The 18680-nt window shown below is 39.4% G+C and carries 21 protein-coding genes; 12 read left to right on the forward strand and 9 right to left on the reverse strand.

What is annotated here, in order from left to right; translation table 11 throughout:
* Positions 1 to 176: 176 nt before the first annotated feature.
* Complete coding sequence (locus ACFSAV_RS11545) at positions 177 to 521, reverse strand: helix-turn-helix domain-containing protein (protein ID WP_379099862.1); 345 nt, start codon at positions 519 to 521, stop codon at positions 177 to 179.
* Between the two features lie 224 nt (positions 522 to 745).
* On the opposite strand from ACFSAV_RS11545, the gene ACFSAV_RS11550 reads away from it, so the two are divergent.
* Together ACFSAV_RS11550 and ACFSAV_RS11555 are read left to right on the forward strand one after the other, a co-directional pair.
* Positions 746 to 1732 carry an IS1595 family transposase gene (locus ACFSAV_RS11550; protein WP_379099951.1) on the forward strand — a complete coding sequence of 329 codons (987 nt, stop codon included), beginning with the start codon at positions 746 to 748 and terminating at the stop codon, positions 1730 to 1732.
* A complete protein-coding gene (locus tag ACFSAV_RS11555; RefSeq protein WP_379099865.1) occupies positions 1690 to 2157 on the forward strand; it encodes a hypothetical protein in 468 nt (155 codons plus the stop codon). Before ACFSAV_RS11550 ends, ACFSAV_RS11555 begins: the two co-directional genes overlap by 43 nt.
* Here ACFSAV_RS11555 and ACFSAV_RS11560 read toward each other — a convergent pair.
* From ACFSAV_RS11560 to asd, 3 genes are all read right to left on the reverse strand, one after another.
* Positions 2135 to 2611 (reverse strand): hypothetical protein, encoded by a 477-nt coding sequence (locus ACFSAV_RS11560; RefSeq protein WP_379099868.1) that lies wholly within the window; start codon positions 2609 to 2611, stop codon positions 2135 to 2137. The two genes, ACFSAV_RS11555 and ACFSAV_RS11560, sit on opposite strands and share 23 nt — an antisense overlap.
* Before the next feature lie 130 nt (positions 2612 to 2741).
* Positions 2742 to 3374 (reverse strand): FKBP-type peptidyl-prolyl cis-trans isomerase, encoded by a 633-nt coding sequence (locus ACFSAV_RS11565; RefSeq protein ID WP_379099871.1) that lies wholly within the window; start codon positions 3372 to 3374, stop codon positions 2742 to 2744.
* Positions 3375 to 3399: 25 nt separating this feature from the next.
* Entirely contained in the window at positions 3400 to 4287 is an 888-nt protein-coding gene (gene asd, locus ACFSAV_RS11570) for an archaetidylserine decarboxylase (RefSeq protein WP_379099874.1), read from the reverse strand.
* A gap of 127 nt (positions 4288 to 4414) precedes the next feature.
* Between asd and bioA the strand changes: the two genes are divergently transcribed.
* The 6 genes from bioA (at position 4415) to ACFSAV_RS11600 (ending at position 9826) form a co-directional block, all read left to right on the forward strand.
* Entirely contained in the window at positions 4415 to 5707 is a 1293-nt protein-coding gene (bioA, locus tag ACFSAV_RS11575; RefSeq protein WP_379099877.1) for an adenosylmethionine--8-amino-7-oxononanoate transaminase, read from the forward strand.
* The gene (bioF, locus tag ACFSAV_RS11580) at positions 5694 to 6863 is read left to right on the forward strand and encodes an 8-amino-7-oxononanoate synthase (RefSeq protein WP_379099880.1); all 1170 of its coding nucleotides are present in this window, start codon (positions 5694 to 5696) and stop codon (positions 6861 to 6863) included. Before bioA ends, bioF begins: the two co-directional genes overlap by 14 nt.
* Positions 6860 to 7522 (forward strand): pimeloyl-ACP methyl esterase BioG family protein, encoded by a 663-nt coding sequence (locus ACFSAV_RS11585; RefSeq protein WP_379099882.1) that lies wholly within the window; start codon positions 6860 to 6862, stop codon positions 7520 to 7522. Before bioF ends, ACFSAV_RS11585 begins: the two co-directional genes overlap by 4 nt.
* Positions 7510 to 8265, forward strand: a complete 756-nt coding sequence (bioC, locus tag ACFSAV_RS11590) for a malonyl-ACP O-methyltransferase BioC (protein ID WP_379099885.1) — start codon at positions 7510 to 7512, stop codon at positions 8263 to 8265. The genes ACFSAV_RS11585 and bioC overlap by 13 nt, the downstream gene beginning before the upstream one ends.
* 27 nt (positions 8266 to 8292) lie before the next feature.
* Positions 8293 to 8937, forward strand: coding sequence for a dethiobiotin synthase (bioD, locus tag ACFSAV_RS11595; protein ID WP_379099888.1), 645 nt, complete (start codon positions 8293 to 8295; stop codon positions 8935 to 8937).
* 130 nt (positions 8938 to 9067) lie between these two features.
* Complete coding sequence (locus ACFSAV_RS11600) at positions 9068 to 9826, forward strand: carbonic anhydrase (protein WP_379099891.1); 759 nt, start codon at positions 9068 to 9070, stop codon at positions 9824 to 9826.
* Between the two features lie 108 nt (positions 9827 to 9934).
* On the opposite strand, the gene oppF is transcribed toward ACFSAV_RS11600, so the two are convergent.
* From oppF to ACFSAV_RS11625, 5 genes are all read right to left on the reverse strand, one after another.
* Positions 9935 to 10924: a murein tripeptide/oligopeptide ABC transporter ATP binding protein OppF gene (gene oppF / locus ACFSAV_RS11605; RefSeq protein ID WP_379099894.1), complete on the reverse strand. Its 990-nt coding sequence runs from the start codon at positions 10922 to 10924 to the stop codon at positions 9935 to 9937.
* Positions 10924 to 11913, reverse strand: coding sequence for an ABC transporter ATP-binding protein (gene oppD, locus ACFSAV_RS11610; protein ID WP_379099897.1), 990 nt, complete (start codon positions 11911 to 11913; stop codon positions 10924 to 10926). Before oppD ends, oppF begins: the two co-directional genes overlap by 1 nt.
* Before the next feature lie 21 nt (positions 11914 to 11934).
* A complete protein-coding gene (gene oppC, locus ACFSAV_RS11615; protein ID WP_101775233.1) occupies positions 11935 to 12846 on the reverse strand; it encodes an oligopeptide ABC transporter permease OppC in 912 nt (303 codons plus the stop codon).
* Between the two features lie 25 nt (positions 12847 to 12871).
* A complete protein-coding gene (gene oppB / locus ACFSAV_RS11620; RefSeq protein WP_101775234.1) occupies positions 12872 to 13792 on the reverse strand; it encodes an oligopeptide ABC transporter permease OppB in 921 nt (306 codons plus the stop codon).
* Between the two features lie 99 nt (positions 13793 to 13891).
* Positions 13892 to 15541, reverse strand: coding sequence for an ABC transporter substrate-binding protein (locus ACFSAV_RS11625; RefSeq protein ID WP_379099900.1), 1650 nt, complete (start codon positions 15539 to 15541; stop codon positions 13892 to 13894).
* A 290-nt stretch (positions 15542 to 15831) separates the two neighbouring features.
* Between ACFSAV_RS11625 and yceD the strand changes: the two genes are divergently transcribed.
* The 4 genes from yceD to ACFSAV_RS11645 are packed head-to-tail and all read left to right on the forward strand — an operon-like array spanning position 15832 to position 18625.
* Positions 15832 to 16356: a 23S rRNA accumulation protein YceD gene (gene yceD, locus ACFSAV_RS11630; protein ID WP_379099903.1), complete on the forward strand. Its 525-nt coding sequence runs from the start codon at positions 15832 to 15834 to the stop codon at positions 16354 to 16356.
* Positions 16357 to 16373: 17 nt separating this feature from the next.
* Positions 16374 to 16544 (forward strand): 50S ribosomal protein L32, encoded by a 171-nt coding sequence (gene rpmF, locus ACFSAV_RS11635; RefSeq protein WP_005544470.1) that lies wholly within the window; start codon positions 16374 to 16376, stop codon positions 16542 to 16544.
* A 29-nt stretch (positions 16545 to 16573) separates the two neighbouring features.
* Entirely contained in the window at positions 16574 to 17629 is a 1056-nt protein-coding gene (gene plsX, locus ACFSAV_RS11640; RefSeq protein WP_379099908.1) for a phosphate acyltransferase PlsX, read from the forward strand.
* Positions 17630 to 17671: 42 nt separating this feature from the next.
* Positions 17672 to 18625: a beta-ketoacyl-ACP synthase III gene (locus ACFSAV_RS11645; protein WP_379099911.1), complete on the forward strand. Its 954-nt coding sequence runs from the start codon at positions 17672 to 17674 to the stop codon at positions 18623 to 18625.
* Positions 18626 to 18680 lie beyond the last annotated feature (55 nt).

Consider the following 18680-nt stretch of genomic DNA (forward strand, 5'->3'; position numbering starts at 1 on the left):
GATATTTAGAAAATAAACTATTTGTAGGCTTGTAGGCTTGTAGGCTTGTAGGCTTGTAGGCTTGTAGGCTTGTAGGCTTGTAGGCTTGTAGGCTTGTAGGCTTGTAGGCTTGTAGGCTTGTAGGCTCATTTTTCGTCCTTAATTATGCTTGTCAAGTGTTATTTAATTATTTCTAATTAAATTGTTTGATTAAATTCGTTATCTTGAGAAAGTGCCTGAATATTTAATTCAGCCGCTTTTTTTCCTAATGAATTACATTGTCTAAAATGAGAAAGTAATTGTTTTTCCTGATCGGCTAATTCAATGGCATCTTGGGTAAACATTTCACCTGTACCGCTCACTAACCAATTCAAGTTAATACCGACTTTCGCAATCGCGGTCATTCCTTCGGCGTTCGGCTCACGTTCGCCACCGATATACCCCTGCATTGTGCGGTAGGGTAATCCTGTCATTTCGGCAAAATCCTTGATCCGCCAATTTTTCAACTCACAGACTTGCTTCAATCTCTCTGATATACACATTTGCGCGTTCCTTATCAAAACACAGATTGACAATTAACGCATTTGAGCGTATAATTGCGAATTATGGTCATCATTATATCGCATTTGAGCGTAAGCTAGGTAATGGTATTTTGATGAAATTCGTCAAAATTATATGTAGTTTTTCCTCACTTTTTGCATAGTTTAGGATTATGGCCCAACACTTTCTCTTATCTAGTCAGGCGAAAACGATTTCATAGTTTAAGATAGCAAAACTATCTGACGAGGAAGCCTTCTGGATTTTCGCAAACCTACGTTGGCAAAGCACGGAGAATGTAGTTTGCCCGAAATGCGGCGTTCGTCACAAAGCCTATTTCATTGCAACGCGTAAGCAGTGGCGGTGCAAAATGAAGGATTGCCGACATACCTTTTCTGTCACGTCTGGCACGATTTTTGCCAACCGCAAAAAGTCGTTGCAAACCTACCTTTATATTATTGCCAAATTCGTGAATGCCGCGAAGGGTATTTCCTCTTTGCAACTGTCGCGCGATGCAGACGTAAATTACCGAACAGCTTTCGTGTTGTCGCATAAAATCCGCCAATCCTTACTTGAAAAGCGAGATATTCATGAACTATCAGGCTTGGTGGAAATGGACGGCACTTACGTTCACCCAGCGCCACGTAAAGCGAATAAGAAAACTGACCGCATCGACTATCGGCTCAAAGAAAACCAAAGCCCCGATAAGCGTTGTGTGATGGTTGCACGTGAGCATTATACCGAAACGGAAAAACAAGTTGACCGCCACGCACGCGGAGCAAAATCCACCCACGTTTTCGTGACCTATTCAGAAACCCAATCGGTAGTACAGCAGTTCGCGGATAAATTTATCCAGCGTGGCTCGCGCATTCATACGGACGAAAGCAACGCGTACTCGGCCTTAATGCCACACTACGATTTACATACGGTAAACCACCAACACGAATACCGTAGCGATGACGGCATCACCAACAATCAGGCGGAAAGTTACTTCTCGCGTTTCAAACGCATGTATTACGGCCAAGTCCATAAGATGAGCAACGTCTATCTGCTTGGCTATGCGAATGAAATTGCCTATCGTGAAGATAACCGCCGAAAATCGAATGGTTGGCAGTTCCGTGATGTACTGGAAAAATGCTTAACTACGGACAACAATACAAACTGGTGCGGTTATTGGCAGCGAAAGCATATCGCCGTAGAAAGGATATTGCACTGATGAACACCCTTATTCGCCAACTCCGTAAAGAGCTAAAAGCCCTTGCGTTTGAGAAAAAGCAGATTTTGGAACACCTCAACATCGTAAACACCAAAATTGACAGCCTTAACAAGAGTCTCAATTTAATGTTAGAGCAAAAAGCGATTGAGGAATACAACACGCCCAACTACACCTACCGAAAAGGCGTACGGCTATTCAGCATCAAAATCACCCACAATCTGATGAAGATAATGAAAAGTGAGGCTCGCAGCTTTACCATCGCAGAACTGACCTTACGCCTATTCGAAATCGAGGATAACCCCTCTGCACCTGCTGAAAAGCACTACGATGCCGTGCGGAAGCGAATGAATAAACTCTACGCGCAAGGGTTCATAACGCGCACCGAAATCAGCCGTAGAATCGTTAAGTGGCAGTGGAAAGGTTAACCAACCGCCATTGTGATTGGAACCTACCATACATTCCATTCTCATAATGGGTTTTCCTATCTAATATCCCTTCTTCGTGTAGTAAACGCAACGCAGCAGCAATCTTTTTTCGTAGTGTAGAGTAAATTGCTTTATCATAGAGAATATGCTCTAACTCCATGAATTTTAATGTGATTTCTTCAGTAGAAAACCATTGATGAGGCAATCGTTTTATGATTTTGGCAAGACCTTTGCGGAACTGATACTTTTCTCTCATTAACGCATATTCAGTTTTAGGAATAATCCTATCCTCAGAATCCAAAAAATAATTATCATTGAGCGGATTCAGGATGAACAAGGCTTGCTCTAGCACTTTGATCTTTTTCTTTGCATCTTTATAAGCATGATGATAATGTTGAGCTTGCTGATGAAGCTCGTTAATTTTATTGCTAATAAAGGAAACGGGTCTTGCCATAAATAAAAATCCTCGCAAAATTATAAAATCTTGCAAGGATTGTAAAATGTTAAGCGGTTAAAATCTTTGTGCAACTGCTACATAATACCGTAAAATGAAATAAAAGCGGTGAACATCACCGCTTTATTATTTATAGGATATCTAATAATTCCACTTCAAATACTAATGTACTAAATGGCGGAATTGATGCGCCTGCACCACGCTCACCATAAGCTAAGTTGTGAGGAATAGTTAAGCGCCATTTTGAACCCACTGGCATCATAGCTAGAGCTTCAATCCAACCAGCAATCACACCACTGACTGGAAACTCCGCAGGTTGACCTCGTTTAACTGAGCTATCAAATACAGTACCATCAATTAAAGTCCCTGTGTAGTGTACACGCACTTGATCTTGACGACTTGGTACAGAACCTGTGCCTTCAACTAATACTTCGTATTGCAAACCTGACTCAGTGATGTTAACGCCATCTTTTTTTGCATTTTCTGTTAAGAATTGCTGACCTGCTGCTTCAATTTCTTTGAATTGGGCTTGTTGCGCTTCAGTTGCTTGCTGCTGTAAGGTTTGTAAAGCTTGGCTAACCACAGTTAAATCTAATGCAGGTGGATTTTGGTTTAATACATCAAAGATACCTTTTGCGACAGCTTCCGCGCTGACATCAAGTTGACTATCCAGTAATTGTTGACCAATTTGTAGACCGATACCGTAACTGCCTTGCGCAGAAACGCTGTCTAATGAAACTTGTTCAAAAAATTGTTTGCTCATGCTATTTTCCTATTGTCGTTAAATATTATTTTTGGTGTGCTAAAATTTCACCCATCCGCACAGGGCTGTCTACTTGTAAATGATCTGCGAGCTGTACATGATCTTTTTCAAATAAATTGATGACAGTCGAGCCTAATTGAAATGCGCCCATTTCTTGTCCCTTCACTAATTTAATCGCGTTTTCGCCTTCATAACGCCAAGTCGTCACTTGATTTGGACGTGGCGGGTTAACAACACCTGCCCAAACTGTACTCATGCTTGCAGTAATTGTGGCACCTACTAAAATTTGCACCATTTTGCCAAATTCCGTATCAAATACACAGATAAGGCGTTCATTTCGCGCAAATAGATTTGGTACATGTTCAGCTAAGAAAGGATTCACGGAAAATAAGTCACCTGGCACATAAATCATTTGACGTAATGTCGCATCACAAGGCATATGTACACGATGATAATCACGCGGTGAAAGGTAAATCGTTGCAAATTCACCATGTTTGAATGTGTCTGTTAATGCTTGATCGCCAGCAAGTAAATCAGACAAGCTGAAATAATGCCCTTTAGCTTGTAATAAAAGATCATGAGCAATATGCCCAATTTGGCTGATTCGTCCATCTGCTGGGAGGCAAAGTGCGGTTGGATTTTGATTAATTGGACGCGCATTTTCCGCCAGTGGGCGAATAAAAAACTCATTGAAGCTCGCATAGTCACTAAAAGCAGGTCTAGCCGCTTCTGCCATGTTGACATTATATTTTTTAGCAAACAACTTGATCACAAAATGAGTGACTGAACCCCATTGCTGTTTGGCGAACCAACCTGCAAGTTGAGTTAAATAAAGTTGCGGCATGACGTATTGGAAAGCAATTTTAATTCGTTGCCAATAACTAAGTTGAGATTTTTTTTCTAATATATTCATGGTGATAAATCATCTTTTTAAGTTAGAATAAAAGGCTTTCAAACCTCAGTGCTGGGCGATTATAGCAAGTTATTCAATTTATGTAAGTAGTTGTGTTCATTTACGCCAGTTTACCGGAGAGTCCCCCATGAATGAAAATTCACTTTTACAATTTGATCGGCAACACATTTGGCATCCCTATGCAGCAGTAAATAGTGAACTACCATTATTTGCAGTACAGCGTGCAGAAGGGGTGATAATTCAATTAATGGATGGTAGGCAGCTTATTGATGGCATGTCTTCTTGGTGGTCTGCGATACATGGTTATAATCATCCACGTTTAAATCAAGCCGCGACGCAACAGCTGGCGCAAATGAGTCATGTCATGTTTGGTGGTTTAACCCATGAACCTGCTGTACGATTAGCACAACAACTTGTTCAACTCCTACCCGCGCCATTAGATAAAATTTTCTTTGCTGATAGTGGTTCTGTTGCGGTCGAAGTCGCAATGAAAATGGCAGTACAATATCAACAAGCTAGAGGTGAGCAGCAACGCTATAAATTCGCCACTATTCGTGCAGGTTATCATGGCGATACTTGGCATGCCATGTCAGTGTGTGATCCTGTGACAGGTATGCACAGTTTATTTGCTAAAGGATTACCCGTTCAATATTTTTTACCACAACCTTGTGTGAAGTTTGATGAAATCTGGCATGATGAAGCCATTACGCCATTAGAAGAGCTACTTGCTGAAAAAGGTCATGAAATTGCTGCTTTAATTTTGGAGCCTATCGTGCAAGGTGCAGGAGGAATGTATTTTTATTCTCCACAATATTTAGTACAAGCAAAAGCATTATGTGAACAGTATGGGATATTGCTGATTTTTGATGAAATTGCAACAGGGTTTGGGCGTACTGGTAAGTTATTTGCTTATCAACATGCACAAGTACTACCTGATATTATGTGTCTTGGTAAAGCATTGACTGGTGGTTATTTAACTCTCTCTGCTACGATTACGAGTCAACAGATTGCTGAAATAATCTGTTCTGGTGAAGCGAAATGTTTTATGCATGGACCAACTTTTATGGCAAATCCATTAGCTTGTGCCATTGCTGCTGAAAGTATCCAATTATTATTAGACAGTGACTGGCAAAGCAATGTGCAGCGGATTGAACAACAATTTAAACAAGAATTACATGCTGCGCAAATGCTCTCTGCGGTAAAAGAAGTCCGAGTGTTAGGGGCAATTGGCGTGATTGAAATGAAACAAGCTGTCAATATGGCGACTTTACAACTACGTTTTGTGAAAAATGGCGTATGGGTTCGCCCGTTTGGTAAGCTGGTATATTTAATGCCGCCTTTTATTATCCAGCCTCATGAATTATCGCAGCTTATTGCAGGCACTATTCAAGCTCTAAGGGAAGAATATGGCAATCTATAATCATTTCAGTCAGCAACTTGCCGGTTTGCGTGAACAAAATCAATTTCGCCAACTGCCACAATTAACACATCAGGGGCGTTTTATTCATAAAGATGGCAAAACCATGCTTAATATGTCATCGAATGATTATTTAGGCTTAGCGAATAATGCAGCATTACGCCAAGCTTTTCTCAATCAATATCAAGATCAATTACCAAGTTTGACTTCGTCTTCCTCGCGTTTGTTAACGGGGTCTTTTCCGATTTATGATTCACTTGAAACATTGATGGCGAACGCTTTTGGTCGTGAAAGCGCCTTACTGTTTAACAGTGGCTATCATGCCAATATTGGGATTTTACCTGCTTTAGCCGATAAGCAAACGTTAATCGTGGCAGATAAATTAGTCCATGCTAGTCTGATTGATGGTATTCGTTTAGCACAGTGTGATTTTCTACGCTTCCGTCATAATGATTATGCACATTTGGCACAAATCTTGCACAAAAAACACCGCACTTTTGCGCGTATTATTGTGGTGACGGAATCTGTATTCAGTATGGACGGTGATCTGGCTGATTTAAATCAACTGGTGGTATTAAAACAGCAATTTGACAATGTCATGTTGTATGTCGATGAAGCCCATGCCATTGGTGTTTATGGTGCAACAGGGCTTGGATTAGCACAGCAACAACAATGTATTGAACAGATTGATCTCTTAGTTGGTACTTTCGGTAAAGCTTTGGCTTCTATGGGCGCCTATGTGGTTTGTGATCAGGTGCTCAAAGACTATTTAGTCAATAAAATGCGTCCTTTAATTTTTTCCACTGCCTTGCCGCCATTGAATGTGGCTTGGACTCACTTTTTATTTGAAAACTTACCGCACTTTAGCCAGCAACGGCAACATTTAGCCCAGCTTAGTGATTACTTACGCCAACAAATTGTTCGCTTATTTAATGTTACCATGCCAAGTGAAAGCTGTATTGTGCCTTATATTTTAGGTGACAATCAGAACACGGTACAATTGGCACAGCAATTACAGCAGCAAGGCTATTATTGTTTACCTATTCGTCCGCCGACAGTACCACAAGGTACTTCGCGTATTCGTTTCTCTCTTAGTGCAGACATGACGTTTGATGATGTGACGGGATTAGTTGGCTGTTTACAGGAGTTGAGCGCGTGAAAATACAACATTTTGATCAACAAGGGCAGCATGTTATCGTCTATTTCGCTGGTTGGGGCACGCCACCAAGCGTGGTTCAGCATTTACGTCTACCTGAAAATTACGATTTAGTGATTTGTTACGATTATCAACAGTTAGCCTGTGATTTTGATTTCACTAGCTACCAAACTATTCGTGTTGTGGCATGGTCCATGGGCGTTTGGGTAGCAAAACGCATTATGCAGCCTTATCAATTGAGTTCAGCAACGGCAATTAATGGTACTGGCTATCCTTGTCATGATCAATTTGGGATTCCTTGTACTATATTTGAAGGAACCTTAACGGGATTGAATGAAGAAAATCGGCATAAATTTGAGCGTCGAATTTGTGGCAATAAAACAGCGCTGCAAGATTATCAACAGTTAGCACAACGCCCGACACTTGATGAAATTTACTCAGAACTGACCGCACTTTATCAAGGTTTACAGCAAGATCAACGTACCGATCTGATTCTATGGAGCAAGGCGATCATTGGTACAAAAGATAAAATTTTTCCTGCGCAACATCAACGCGATTATTGGCAATCTCGTTGCCAAATCACAGAAGTTGAAGCGGAGCATTTATTGTTTCCACAGTTTAGTCATTGGGCACAATGTTGGGAATACCAATGCAAAAGTTAACGAAACAGCGTATTAAACAACGCTTTACGCAAGCCTTGACGCACTATGATCAACAAGCCTTCGCTCAACAACAAATCCAACAGCGTTTAATTGATTTACTACCTTTAATGCAATGCCAAAAATTTGAAAATGTGCTGGAGTTAGGTTGTGGAACGGGGGGATTAACACAAGGTTTAATGACAGCACTTTATGCACAGCATTGGGAACTCAATGATCTTTGTGATGTGCAGCAGCATTTACAGATGACACTGCCTCAGCCTTTTAAATTTCATTGTGGTGATGCAGAACAGTTTCGTTTCAGCAAAAAATATGATCTGATTGCGGCAGCTTCAGTGGTGCAATGGTTTGAAGACAAACAAGGTTTTATTCAGCGGGTGAAAACTGGCTTAAGAAAACAAGGGTTCTTGTTGTTAAGTACGTTTAGTGCGACCAATTTATACGAAGTGAAACAAATTACGGGAATTGGGTTAGACTATCCGAGTGCAGCACAATGGCAGCAATGGTTGGTGCCAGAATTTGAGCTATTGGCATTCGCACAGGAGGAGATTGTATTGACCTTTGCGCAACCCATCGAAGTATTAAAACATCTGCAAAAAACAGGCGTCAATGCGATTAGCCAACATGGATGGACTAAAACTAAATTGCAGCATTTTTGCCACCAATATCAGCAAAATTATGCCAATTTGCAACAACAAGTGACTTTAACCTATGCGCCATTGTATTTATTGGCACGCTTAAAATAGTATCAAATAAACTCAAAAAGGATAAGTATGGCAGCGACAATTTTCTTTATCAGCGGTATTGATACCGATATTGGCAAAACTATCGTCACTGGCTGGTATGCTAAAAAATTAATGCTGCAAGGCTTCTCAGTGATTACCCAAAAGATGATTCAAACTGGCTGTGAAGGTATTGCAGAAGATTTATTAACTCACCGTAAAATACAAGGCATTGCACTAACTGAAGAAGACAAACAAGGAATCACTTGCCCTTATGTATTTGATTATCCTTGTTCTCCGCATTTAGCTGCAAGGTTAGCGCAGCGCAAAATCGACAGTAAAATCATTGAAAAATCGACCGCACTTTTAGCACAGAAGTATGACTATGTGCTACTAGAAGGGGCGGGGGGATTATATGTACCCTATAACGACAGTGAAACCACCTTAGATTATATTCGTACCCAGCAATATCCCGTCATTCTAGTCACATCTGGTAAGTTAGGGAGCATTAACCACACTCTATTAAGTCTACAAGCTTGTCAGGTTAACAAGATTAAAGTGCATGCTGTTGTTTATAATTTATACCCAACAGGCGATGCTATTATCAGTCAAGAAACCCAACATTTTTTACAAACTTATTTAGCACAGCATTTTCCTAACACCTTATTTGAAGTGATGGACTTCATTGCCTTCTGAACAGGTAGAACAAGTCATGTTTCACTTGAAATGGAGTGCTATTTTGCCTAGCATAGCCTTGTTTTTGTTAAGGTTTTATGGTGTTTAAACCGTATTATCAATTTATTTATTTGGGTTAAGGAGTTATGCAATGAAAATGTTAAAAATTTTTAAGCTTACTTTTGGAGTGATCACGCTTACTGCTTGTAGTCAAACAATGCAATCTGCCGAAAAGCATAGCCATTGGGGCTATACGGGGCATGAATCACCAGAGCATTGGGCGGCGCTTTCACCAAAATTTGCGATTTGTAGTGAAGGAAAAAGCCAATCACCAGTGAATATTGTTAACACGATTGATGGGAAGCTAGCGCCTATTAAAATTGATTATCGTCCTTCTCAGGTTGAAATTGTAAACAACGGACACACTATTCAAGTGGATTTCAAAGAGCCGACTAACCTCATGCAATTGAACGGTAACACCTATACATTAAAACAATTCCATTTCCATGTACCAAGTGAAAATCAAATTAAGGGAAAATCTTTCCCATTAGAAGCTCACTTTGTGCATGCAGATCAAGCGGGTAATCTTGCCGTGCTTGGCGTGTTATATACATTATCAAGTGAGAATCAGCGTTTAGCACCGATTTGGAATAACATGCCACAGAAAGCTGGTGAAACTTTCAAGCTCGAAAGCGCATTTGATCCCGCTAAATTGATTCCTAAAAAACGTGACTATTATCGCTTCAGCGGTTCATTAACCACGCCACCTTGCTCTGAAGGCGTCAATTGGTTAGTGTTAAAACAATATGACAATATTAGCCAATCACAAGTCGACGCTTTTTCTGCGTTAATGCATGGACATAATAACCGTCCTGTACAGCCAATTAATGCTCGTGTGATTGTTGAATAAGGACATTTTTTGACTTAAAAAGTGCGGTCAGTTTTACAGCGATTTTTTAGTTTAAAACTCGCAAAAAACAAACCGCACTTTTTGTGCGGTTTGTTCGTGTTTGTTAGGTTAGCCTGCTTTAAAACAAGCGACAAAGTGATTATCTTGTCCTTTGAGTAACGGTTTATCTGCAATGCAGTGCTGATCTGCTAATGGACAGCGGGTTCGGAATACGCAACCTGATGGTGGGTTAATCGGGGAAGGCAGGTCGCCTTCAAGTAATTGAATCTGTTTGTTGCGTTCCAATTTAGGATCAGGAATGGGTACCGCAGACATCAAGGCTTTAGTATATGGGTGTTTGGTGTCATGATAGACCTGTTCATAATCGCCTAGTTCGACGGCATTACCTAAATACATGACCAAAACACGATCAGAAATATGCTTCACTACCGCTAAATCATGTGCAATAAAAATGAGCGATAATCCCATTTCGCGTTGTAATGATTTTAATAAATTGACTACTTGTGCTTGGATTGATACATCAAGTGCAGAAACAGGTTCATCACAAATGATCAATTTAGGTTCTACAATTAAAGCACGCGCAATCCCAATACGCTGGCATTGACCGCCTGAAAATTCATGGGGATAGCGGTTAATTAAGTTTGGTAATAAGCCGACTTTCATCATCATCGCACGTACTTTTTCTTTCACTTCTTCTTTCGTTAAGTGTGGTTGATAAATTTTTAAAGGCTCAGCAATAATGCTGCCAATAGTCATGCGTGGATTTAATGATGCTAATGGGTCTTGGAAGATCATTTGAATATCACTGCGTACAGCCTTCCATTCTTTTGCATTTTGTTGGGTTAAGTCTTTACCTAACCAAAGAATATTACCACCAGAGCTTTTTACTAAGCCAGTAATCGCACGTGCTAAAGTGGATTTACCACAACCTGATTCGCCTACTACACCAAGTGTTTCGCCTTCATATAGGTTGAAAGACACATTATTGACTGCTTTTAAAGTTTGGTGTTTGGTGAAAAACAAAGATTTGGTATCTTTAATTTCGAAATGAACGCTTAAATCTTTGACTTCTAGGATGACTTTTTTCTCTGTCGTCATTATGCGTTTCCTCTAATTAACTGTTCTGCTGATAAAAAGCACGCGCGCAGGCGTTGATCTGCCAATATTTCTAATTTTGGTGCTTTTAAACATTGTTCTGTGGCATGAATACAACGAGGTTGGAATGGACAACCACTTGGTAGTTGAAGTAAGTTTGGTGGATTACCAGGAATAGTAATCAGCTCTTCTTCTTGACCATCAACACGTGGAACCGCACCAATTAAGCCTTTCGAATAAGGGTGGCTTGGGCTATAGAAAATTTGTTCTGCTGTGCCATATTCCATTGTTCGTCCAGCATACATAACCAACACGTTATCACAAATGCCTGCCACAACACCTAAGTCATGCGTAATCATGATGATTGCTGTATTAAATTCAGTTTTAAGCTCGTTTAATAACGTCATGATTTGTGCTTGAACTGTCACATCTAACGCAGTAGTTGGTTCATCAGCGATCAATAATTTTGGACGACATAATAGTGCCATGGCGATCATGACGCGTTGGCGCATACCACCTGAAAATTCATGAGGATACATATTCATACGTTTGCGGGATTCTGGCATTTTTACAGCATCTAACATACGTACAGATTCTTCAAATGCCGTTTTACGATCCATACCTTTGTGTAAGATCAAGACTTCCATCAGTTGCTCACCAATTTTCATGTAAGGATTAAGCGATGTCATGGGATCTTGGAAGATCATAGCAATTTGTTCTGCACGCAGGCGGTTAAGCTGTGCTTCTGGTAAATTAAGAATTTCTTCACCATTAAATTTGGCTGAACCCGCAATACGTCCGTTATCAGCAAGTAACCCCATTAAAGCGAAGGCAGTTTGGGATTTACCTGAACCTGATTCACCAACAATTCCTAATGTTTCACCCGCATTTAAAGAAAATGTTAAGTTATTGACCGCTGTAACATCGCCATCTGGCGTTTTGAAAGTGACACGCAAGTCTTGTACATCGAGTAGTAAATTTTTTGTTGTCATTGTGCTCTCCAAAGGCTTGTACTAGCGATCTTTCGGGTCAAGTGCATCACGCAAACCATCACCGATAAAGTTAAAACAAAATAGGGTAATGACTAAGAACAGCGCTGGGAATACTAATAACCAAGGTGCAGCTTCCATTGATTTGGCACCATCGTTCAGTAATCCACCCCAGCTACTTAGCGGTTCCTGTGTCCCCAGACCTAAGAAGCTTAAAAATGATTCAAATAAGATCATACCTGGTACCAGTAAGGAGGCATAAACGACTACAACGCCAAGCACATTAGGCACAATATGACGCCATACAATTTGACGAGAAGAGACACCACACACGATCGCGGCTTCGATGAATTCTTTTTGCTTCAAACTTAAGGTTTGTCCACGTACAATCCTTGCCATGTCTAGCCAAGACACCATACCTATTGCCACAAAAATGAGGAAAATATTGCGTCCAAAGAAGGTGACTAACAAGATAACGAAGAACATAAATGGGAAAGAGTTAAGAATCTCTAGAAAACGCATCATAAAAGTATCAACTTTACCACCAATATAGCCAGAAGTTGCACCATATAATGTGCCGACTAAGACGGCGATTAATGCGCCTGCAATACCAACTAATAGCGAGATTCTACCGCCAATGGCGACTCGAACGAGTAGATCTCGCCCAGATGCATCGGTACCAAAATAATGCATTGTTTCCCATTCTGGTGGAATTGAAATGGCTCCAAAATCAAGCTCATCGTAAGGATAAGGCATGAGCATTGGGGCAAAAATAACGAAAAGGCTAATACAAAATAAAATAAATAAACTGGTTAATGCCGCTTTATTATGAAAAAAGCGACGGCGTGCATCTTGCCATAAACTACGTCCTTCAACCGTTTCTAATGTTTCCACAACGGTTTCTAGCAGTTCAGCATCTTTTTGATTTTTTAACATTTTTTATCCCTGTTAGCACTGCAAATTAATAACGGATTTTTGGATCGATAACCGCATATAAGATATCGACAACAGCATTAAATGTAATCGTTAATGCGCCAACTAAAATGGTTAGGCTTAATACTAAAGAATAATCACGGTTGAGTGCGCCATTAACGAAAAGTTGTCCAATACCTGGAATACCAAAAATACTTTCAATGACCATTGAGCCTGTGATAATACCGACAAAGGCAGGACCCATATAAGAAATCACAGGTAATAAAGCCGGGCGTAATGCATGCTTGGTTAAAATACGTCCCATTGGTAAGCCTTTGGCTTTGGCGGTACGAATAAAATTAGAATGTAATACTTCAATCATGGAGCCACGTGTGATACGTGCGATACTGGCAATATAAGATAAACAGAGCGCAATCATGGGCATTAACATGAATTTAAATGCGCCGCCTTCCCAACCACCGGAAGGTAACCATTTTAATGTGATAGAAAAGACCAGTATCAATAATGGGGCAACCACAAAGCTGGGGATGACTACGCCAGTCATAGCAAAGGTCATAATCAAATAATCCAGCCACTTATTTTGTTTTAGTGCAGCAATCGTGCCTGCGCTGACACCAAGTGTTAAAGCAACTAAAAAGGCAGAAAAGCCCAGTTTAAAGGAAACTGGAAAGGCTGTCGCGACAAGCTGATTTACCGTATAGTCTTTATATTTAAAAGAAGGACCAAAATCACCATGTGCAAGATCTTTTAAGTAAATAACGTATTGTTTGTAAAGTGGTTCATTTAAGTGGTATTTAGCTTCGATATTAGCAATGACTTCAGGTGGATAATTTTTTTCACTGGTAAATGGGCTACCCGGTGCTAATCGCATCATGAAAAAAGAAATTGTAATCAGAATAAAAAGCGTTGGAATTGCCTGAAACAAACGACGAATGATCAATTTAAACATACAAGATAATCCAATTTAAAACACGCCAACGTGTAAAAAAATAAGAAAGTGCGGTCGGTTTAGTAAAAGTATTGACCGCACTATAAAGTCGTATAGAAATTATTGTTTAACTAAATAAACATCTTTTAAGTAGTAGTTTTTACCTGGGTGCTTAGTCGCAAAGCCTTTTACATAAGGTTTTACCATACGAGGATCAACATAGTAATACATTGGTACTAATGCTGTATCTTTTTCTAGCTGTTGCTCAAGTTTAGCGTAAACTTCTGCACGACCTTCATCACTCTCTACTTGGTAGGATGAGGCTAATAATGCATCATATTCTGCACTCTTATAGAAAGCAGTATTGTTACTACTGGTTGATAAGAAATAGTTTAAGAACGTTGTTGCTTCGTTATAGTCAGCACACCAGCCTGCACGAGTGACATCATAGTTACCTTGATGGCGTGAGTCTAAATAGGTTTTCCATTCTTGGTTTTCTAACTTAATGTTTACTGCACCATCGAGATTTTTCTTCCAAATAGAAGTTGCCGCAATCGCAATTTTCTTATGGTTATCTGAAGTGTTGTAAAGTAAGTTGAAAGTTAATGGATTATTCTTATCAAAGCCAGCTTCTTTTAGTAATTCGACAGCTTTTTTATTACGCTCTGCTTGCGGTAAGTTTGACCACTCAGGCGTTGTGATTTTTTCACCGCCATTAATATAAGGTGGTGTAAAACTATATGCAGGAACTTGACCTTGCGCAGTCACTTTTTCAGTAATAATGTTACGGTCCATTGCCATTGATAAGGCTTTTCTTACACGAACATCATTGAATGGTGCTTTTTTATGATTGATTTCATATAGATAAGTGCATAGCACCGGTGGTGTATATACTTCATTTGGGAATTCGGCTTTTAATTTAGCAAAAAGCTCTACTGGAAGTGCGTGGTTAGTGATATCTAAATCACCTGCGCGATAGCGTGAAACATCAGTATTTTCAGAGGTAATTGGATAAAGCGTGACATGAGTTAATACTGTTTTTGGGTGGTTCCAATAATGATTATTTGGTACCATCTCTAATTTTTCATTGATGATCCAATTAGTAATTTTAAACGCCCCATTACCGACAATATTCTTAAGATCAGTCCATTTATCACCAAACTGTTCTACAAGTTTTTTATTTACTGGTGCAAGTACATAGTGTTCAGTGAGTTTATCTGCATAAGGGACACTTTCAGAAAGTGTGAGTTGTAACGTATGTGCATCAAGTGCTTTTACACCTAAGTCTGTGATAGGTTTTTTACCTGCAACAATATCTGCTGAATTTAATAATTTTAAATATTTTAAATAGCTGGAATAAGGCGAGGCTGTTTTTGGATCAGCTAAACGTTGGAAAGCAAACACGAAATCTTCTGCGGTAACAGGTTCACCATTTGACCATTTGCCATCTTTACGAAGATGGAACGTCCAAGTTTTGAAATCTGCACTATGTTCCCATTTTTCTGCGGCACCTGGAATGATATGACCATCAGCATCTGAAATCACTAATGTTTCGAAAAGTTGACGAGCAACTAATGCTTCGGGCGTTCCTTCGATTTTATGCGGGTCAAGAGAGGATGGATCTGAGCCATTATTCATTCTGAGTTCTTGCTTATCAGCAAGAACAGTACCTGCAGGTACTTCGGCTGCGAAAGCGCTTTGTGTTGCCAAAAGCGTTAACGCACTTGTTAATGCGACATTAAGAAATGTTTTTTTCACTGTGTTTGTCATAGTTTTACCTTTTTTTGTGAGTAAAAAGAACTTCTATTAATAAAGGAAAAATGGAGTGCTGTAAAGTATTGAAAGTGTGATTTGTGAGCTAAAATAGATAAATTTGATTTAGATACACCATTTGTTATTTTCTTTTGAAGTTTTTCTACTCTTTATTCATCATTTTTAAATAAATGAATTAAAATTGATGTGATGAAAAAGGTTTTTTGCTAAATTTTCGGGGGAAGTTCAGTGAAAAAGTAATAATTTCCTTTGACTATTTTGTTCTCAAACGGTAATATTCACGCCCTATGCAAAAGGTAAAATTACCCCTAACTGTTGACCCAGTTAAAGATGCACAGCGTCGATTAGATTATGATGGCTATTATGCTATTAATCAGCTTGAACGTCTTTCTGAGTCAGTAAGTAAAGTGCTCAGCGATGCACAGGTTAGATTATCGTTTTTTATTGATCCACAAAAATTAGTGGTCATGAAAGGTCAAGCAACAGTTGATATTGAAGTTGTCTGTCAACGTTGTCAAAAAGCCTTTATGCAAACTATCGATTGTACATTTTGTTACAGTCCTGTGGCTAATTTGGATCAAGCCGATGTATTGCCCGAAATTTATGAGCCAATCGAATTTAATGAGTTTGGTGAAATAGATTTACTTGGTACTGTTGAAGATGAATTAATTTTAAGTCTACCAATTGTACCATTGCATTCATCTGAACACTGTGAAGTGTCCGTAGCTGAACAGGTTTTTGGCGAATTGCCCGAAGAGCTGGCAAAAAAACCGAACCCGTTCGCTGTATTAGCTAGTTTAAAGCAAAAGTAAATTTAGGAGTATAGCCAATGGCTGTTCAACAAAACAAAAAATCTCGTTCAAGACGCGATATGCGTCGTTCACACGATGCATTAACCACTGCCGCAGTATCAGTTGATAAAGCAAGCGGTGAAACTCATTTACGTCACCACGTAACTGCTGATGGTTACTATCGTGGTCGTAAAGTGATTAATAAATAATTTATACATTATTTAATTAAGGTAATCACTTGAGTCGTCTAACCCTTGCGTTAGATGTGATGGGCGGGGACATAGGTCCCCGTATTACTATCCCTGCATCCTTACTTGCGTTGGAAAATGATCCAATGCTTTCTTTATTATTGTTTGGTGATAGCCAGCAAATTCTTCCCTTACTTGAAAACATCCCCGCTTCTGTTCAACAACGCCTTACTGTTTGTCATTGTTCACGTACGATTGATAATGAACATGGTATTTCTTATGCATTGCGCAATAGCAAAGGGACATCAATGCGTTTGGCTATCGAAGCCGTACAAAAAGGTGAAGCGCAAGGTTGTGTTAGTGCAGGGAATACAGCTGCATTAATGGGGCTTTCAAAAATTTTGTTACAACCACTTAAAGGGATTCAACGCCCTGCGCTTATTTCTGTGATTCCAACTGTTGATGGCAGAAAAAGTGTTATGCTTGATCTTGGTGCTAACATTGATTGTGATGCGGAAAACTTATATCAATTTGCATTGATGGGCAGTATTTTTGTCGAAAATATTTTAAATTTGGTTTATCCGAGAGTTGCGTTACTTAATATTGGCAGTGAAGATATCAAAGGGCATAAGTCAATTCGAGATGCGGCAGTTTTATTAGAAAAGGATACCGCACTTAATTATGTTGGCTTCATTGAAGGTAACTTTTTGTTAAATGGCAAAGCTGATGTTATTGTAAGCGATGGATTTGCGGGCAATGTGGCATTAAAAACGCTTGAAGGTGCGGCTAAAAATGTTATTGCCTTACTAAAAGGTAAATCGAAAAATAGTCTACTGAAACCTATATTTTCTTGGTTATTACGTCATTTATTTAAAGATAGCTATCAGCGTTTAAAGCAAATTAACCCAGATGAATATAATGGTGCTTCTTTAATTGGATTGGCATCCGTTGTAGTAAAAAGCCATGGTAGTGCAAATATCGAGGCCTTTTCTTATGCAATTGCTGATGCTGCATTTCAAGTGCGTCAGCAAATTCCAACAAAAATTTTAGCTGGACTCGAAAAATACGAGTCATCTGCGCATATAAAAATAACAAGTGATCATTAATTTAATATAGCGAGTTCGCTATCCTTTTTAACGAGATTTATTATGTATAGTAAAATCTTATCAACAGGTAGTTACTTACCCAAAAATATTCGTACTAATGCAGATTTAGAAAAAATGGTGGAAACCTCTGATGAATGGATTTCTGAACGTACTGGTATTAAAGAACGTCGTATTGCTGATCCACATGAGACGGTAGCAACTATGGGCTTTGAGGCAGCAAAAAAATGTTTGGCTATGTCACCGATGGATGTGAATGAAATTGATTTAATTGTTGTTGCAACAACAAGTTCAACTCATGCATTTCCAAGTGCTGCTTGTCAAATTCAAAAAATGCTTGAAATTAAAGATGCTATTGCTTTTGATGTGGCTGCTGCTTGTTCAGGTTTTGTTTATGCATTAACAGTTGCAGATCAATTTATTCGTACTGGAAAAGCCAATAAAGCACTTGTCATTGGTGCAGATCTTTTTTCTCGTACTTTGAATCCAGCAGATCGTGGTACTGTAATTTTGTTTGGCGATGGTGCTGGTGCGGTTATTTTAGAACGCTCAAATGAAGCAGGAATTCTTTCTACGCATTTACATGCGACTGGAGAAAATGCAGATGTTTTAACGCTAGCCAATCAAGCGCGAGGTGTTGAAAGCGATCCCGCATATTTAGAAATGCAAGGTAATGCGACGTTTAAAATTGCTGTACGTGAGTTAGCAAATGTCGTAGAAGAAACTCTTGAAGCAAATAATTTGGATAAAAAAGATATTGATTGGTTAGTGCCACATCAAGCCAATTTACGTATTATTTCGGCAACAGCAAAAAAATTGGAAATGGATATGTCGCAAGTAGTTGTTACTCTCGATCGTCATGGTAATACTTCGGCGGGTAGTATTCCAAGTGCGCTAGATGAGGCTGTGCGTGATGGTCGTATTCAGCGTGGTCAGATGTTATTGTTAGAAGCTTTTGGTGGTGGTCTGACTTGGGGATCGGCATTAGTTAAGTTCTAATAGCACTGGTCATGCATAAAAGCGCGGTCGATTTTTAAAAAGTTTTAATGAATAA

This window comes from Pasteurella oralis (assembly GCF_042681465.1).
Taxonomy (GTDB): domain Bacteria; phylum Pseudomonadota; class Gammaproteobacteria; order Enterobacterales; family Pasteurellaceae; genus Pasteurella; species Pasteurella oralis.

Excerpts from the sequence above, each read along its gene's own strand:
- ACFSAV_RS11545 (WP_379099862.1), bottom strand. The coding sequence starts at position 521 with ATGTGTATATCAGAGAGATTGAAGCAAGTCTGTGAGTTGAAAAATTGG.
- ACFSAV_RS11560 (WP_379099868.1), bottom strand. The coding sequence starts at position 2,611 with ATGGCAAGACCCGTTTCCTTTATTAGCAATAAAATTAACGAGCTTCAT.
- ACFSAV_RS11565 (WP_379099871.1), bottom strand. The coding sequence starts at position 3,374 with ATGAGCAAACAATTTTTTGAACAAGTTTCATTAGACAGCGTTTCTGCG.
- asd (WP_379099874.1), bottom strand. The coding sequence starts at position 4,287 with ATGAATATATTAGAAAAAAAATCTCAACTTAGTTATTGGCAACGAATT.
- bioA (WP_379099877.1), top strand. The coding sequence starts at position 4,415 with ATGAATGAAAATTCACTTTTACAATTTGATCGGCAACACATTTGGCAT.
- bioF (WP_379099880.1), top strand. The coding sequence starts at position 5,694 with ATGGCAATCTATAATCATTTCAGTCAGCAACTTGCCGGTTTGCGTGAA.
- bioC (WP_379099885.1), top strand. The coding sequence starts at position 7,510 with ATGCAAAAGTTAACGAAACAGCGTATTAAACAACGCTTTACGCAAGCC.
- bioD (WP_379099888.1), top strand. The coding sequence starts at position 8,293 with ATGGCAGCGACAATTTTCTTTATCAGCGGTATTGATACCGATATTGGC.
- ACFSAV_RS11600 (WP_379099891.1), top strand. The coding sequence starts at position 9,068 with ATGAAAATGTTAAAAATTTTTAAGCTTACTTTTGGAGTGATCACGCTT.
- oppF (WP_379099894.1), bottom strand. The coding sequence starts at position 10,924 with ATGACGACAGAGAAAAAAGTCATCCTAGAAGTCAAAGATTTAAGCGTT.
- oppD (WP_379099897.1), bottom strand. The coding sequence starts at position 11,913 with ATGACAACAAAAAATTTACTACTCGATGTACAAGACTTGCGTGTCACT.
- oppC (WP_101775233.1), bottom strand. The coding sequence starts at position 12,846 with ATGTTAAAAAATCAAAAAGATGCTGAACTGCTAGAAACCGTTGTGGAA.
- oppB (WP_101775234.1), bottom strand. The coding sequence starts at position 13,792 with ATGTTTAAATTGATCATTCGTCGTTTGTTTCAGGCAATTCCAACGCTT.
- ACFSAV_RS11625 (WP_379099900.1), bottom strand. The coding sequence starts at position 15,541 with ATGACAAACACAGTGAAAAAAACATTTCTTAATGTCGCATTAACAAGT.
- yceD (WP_379099903.1), top strand. The coding sequence starts at position 15,832 with ATGCAAAAGGTAAAATTACCCCTAACTGTTGACCCAGTTAAAGATGCA.
- rpmF (WP_005544470.1), top strand. The coding sequence starts at position 16,374 with ATGGCTGTTCAACAAAACAAAAAATCTCGTTCAAGACGCGATATGCGT.
- ACFSAV_RS11645 (WP_379099911.1), top strand. The coding sequence starts at position 17,672 with ATGTATAGTAAAATCTTATCAACAGGTAGTTACTTACCCAAAAATATT.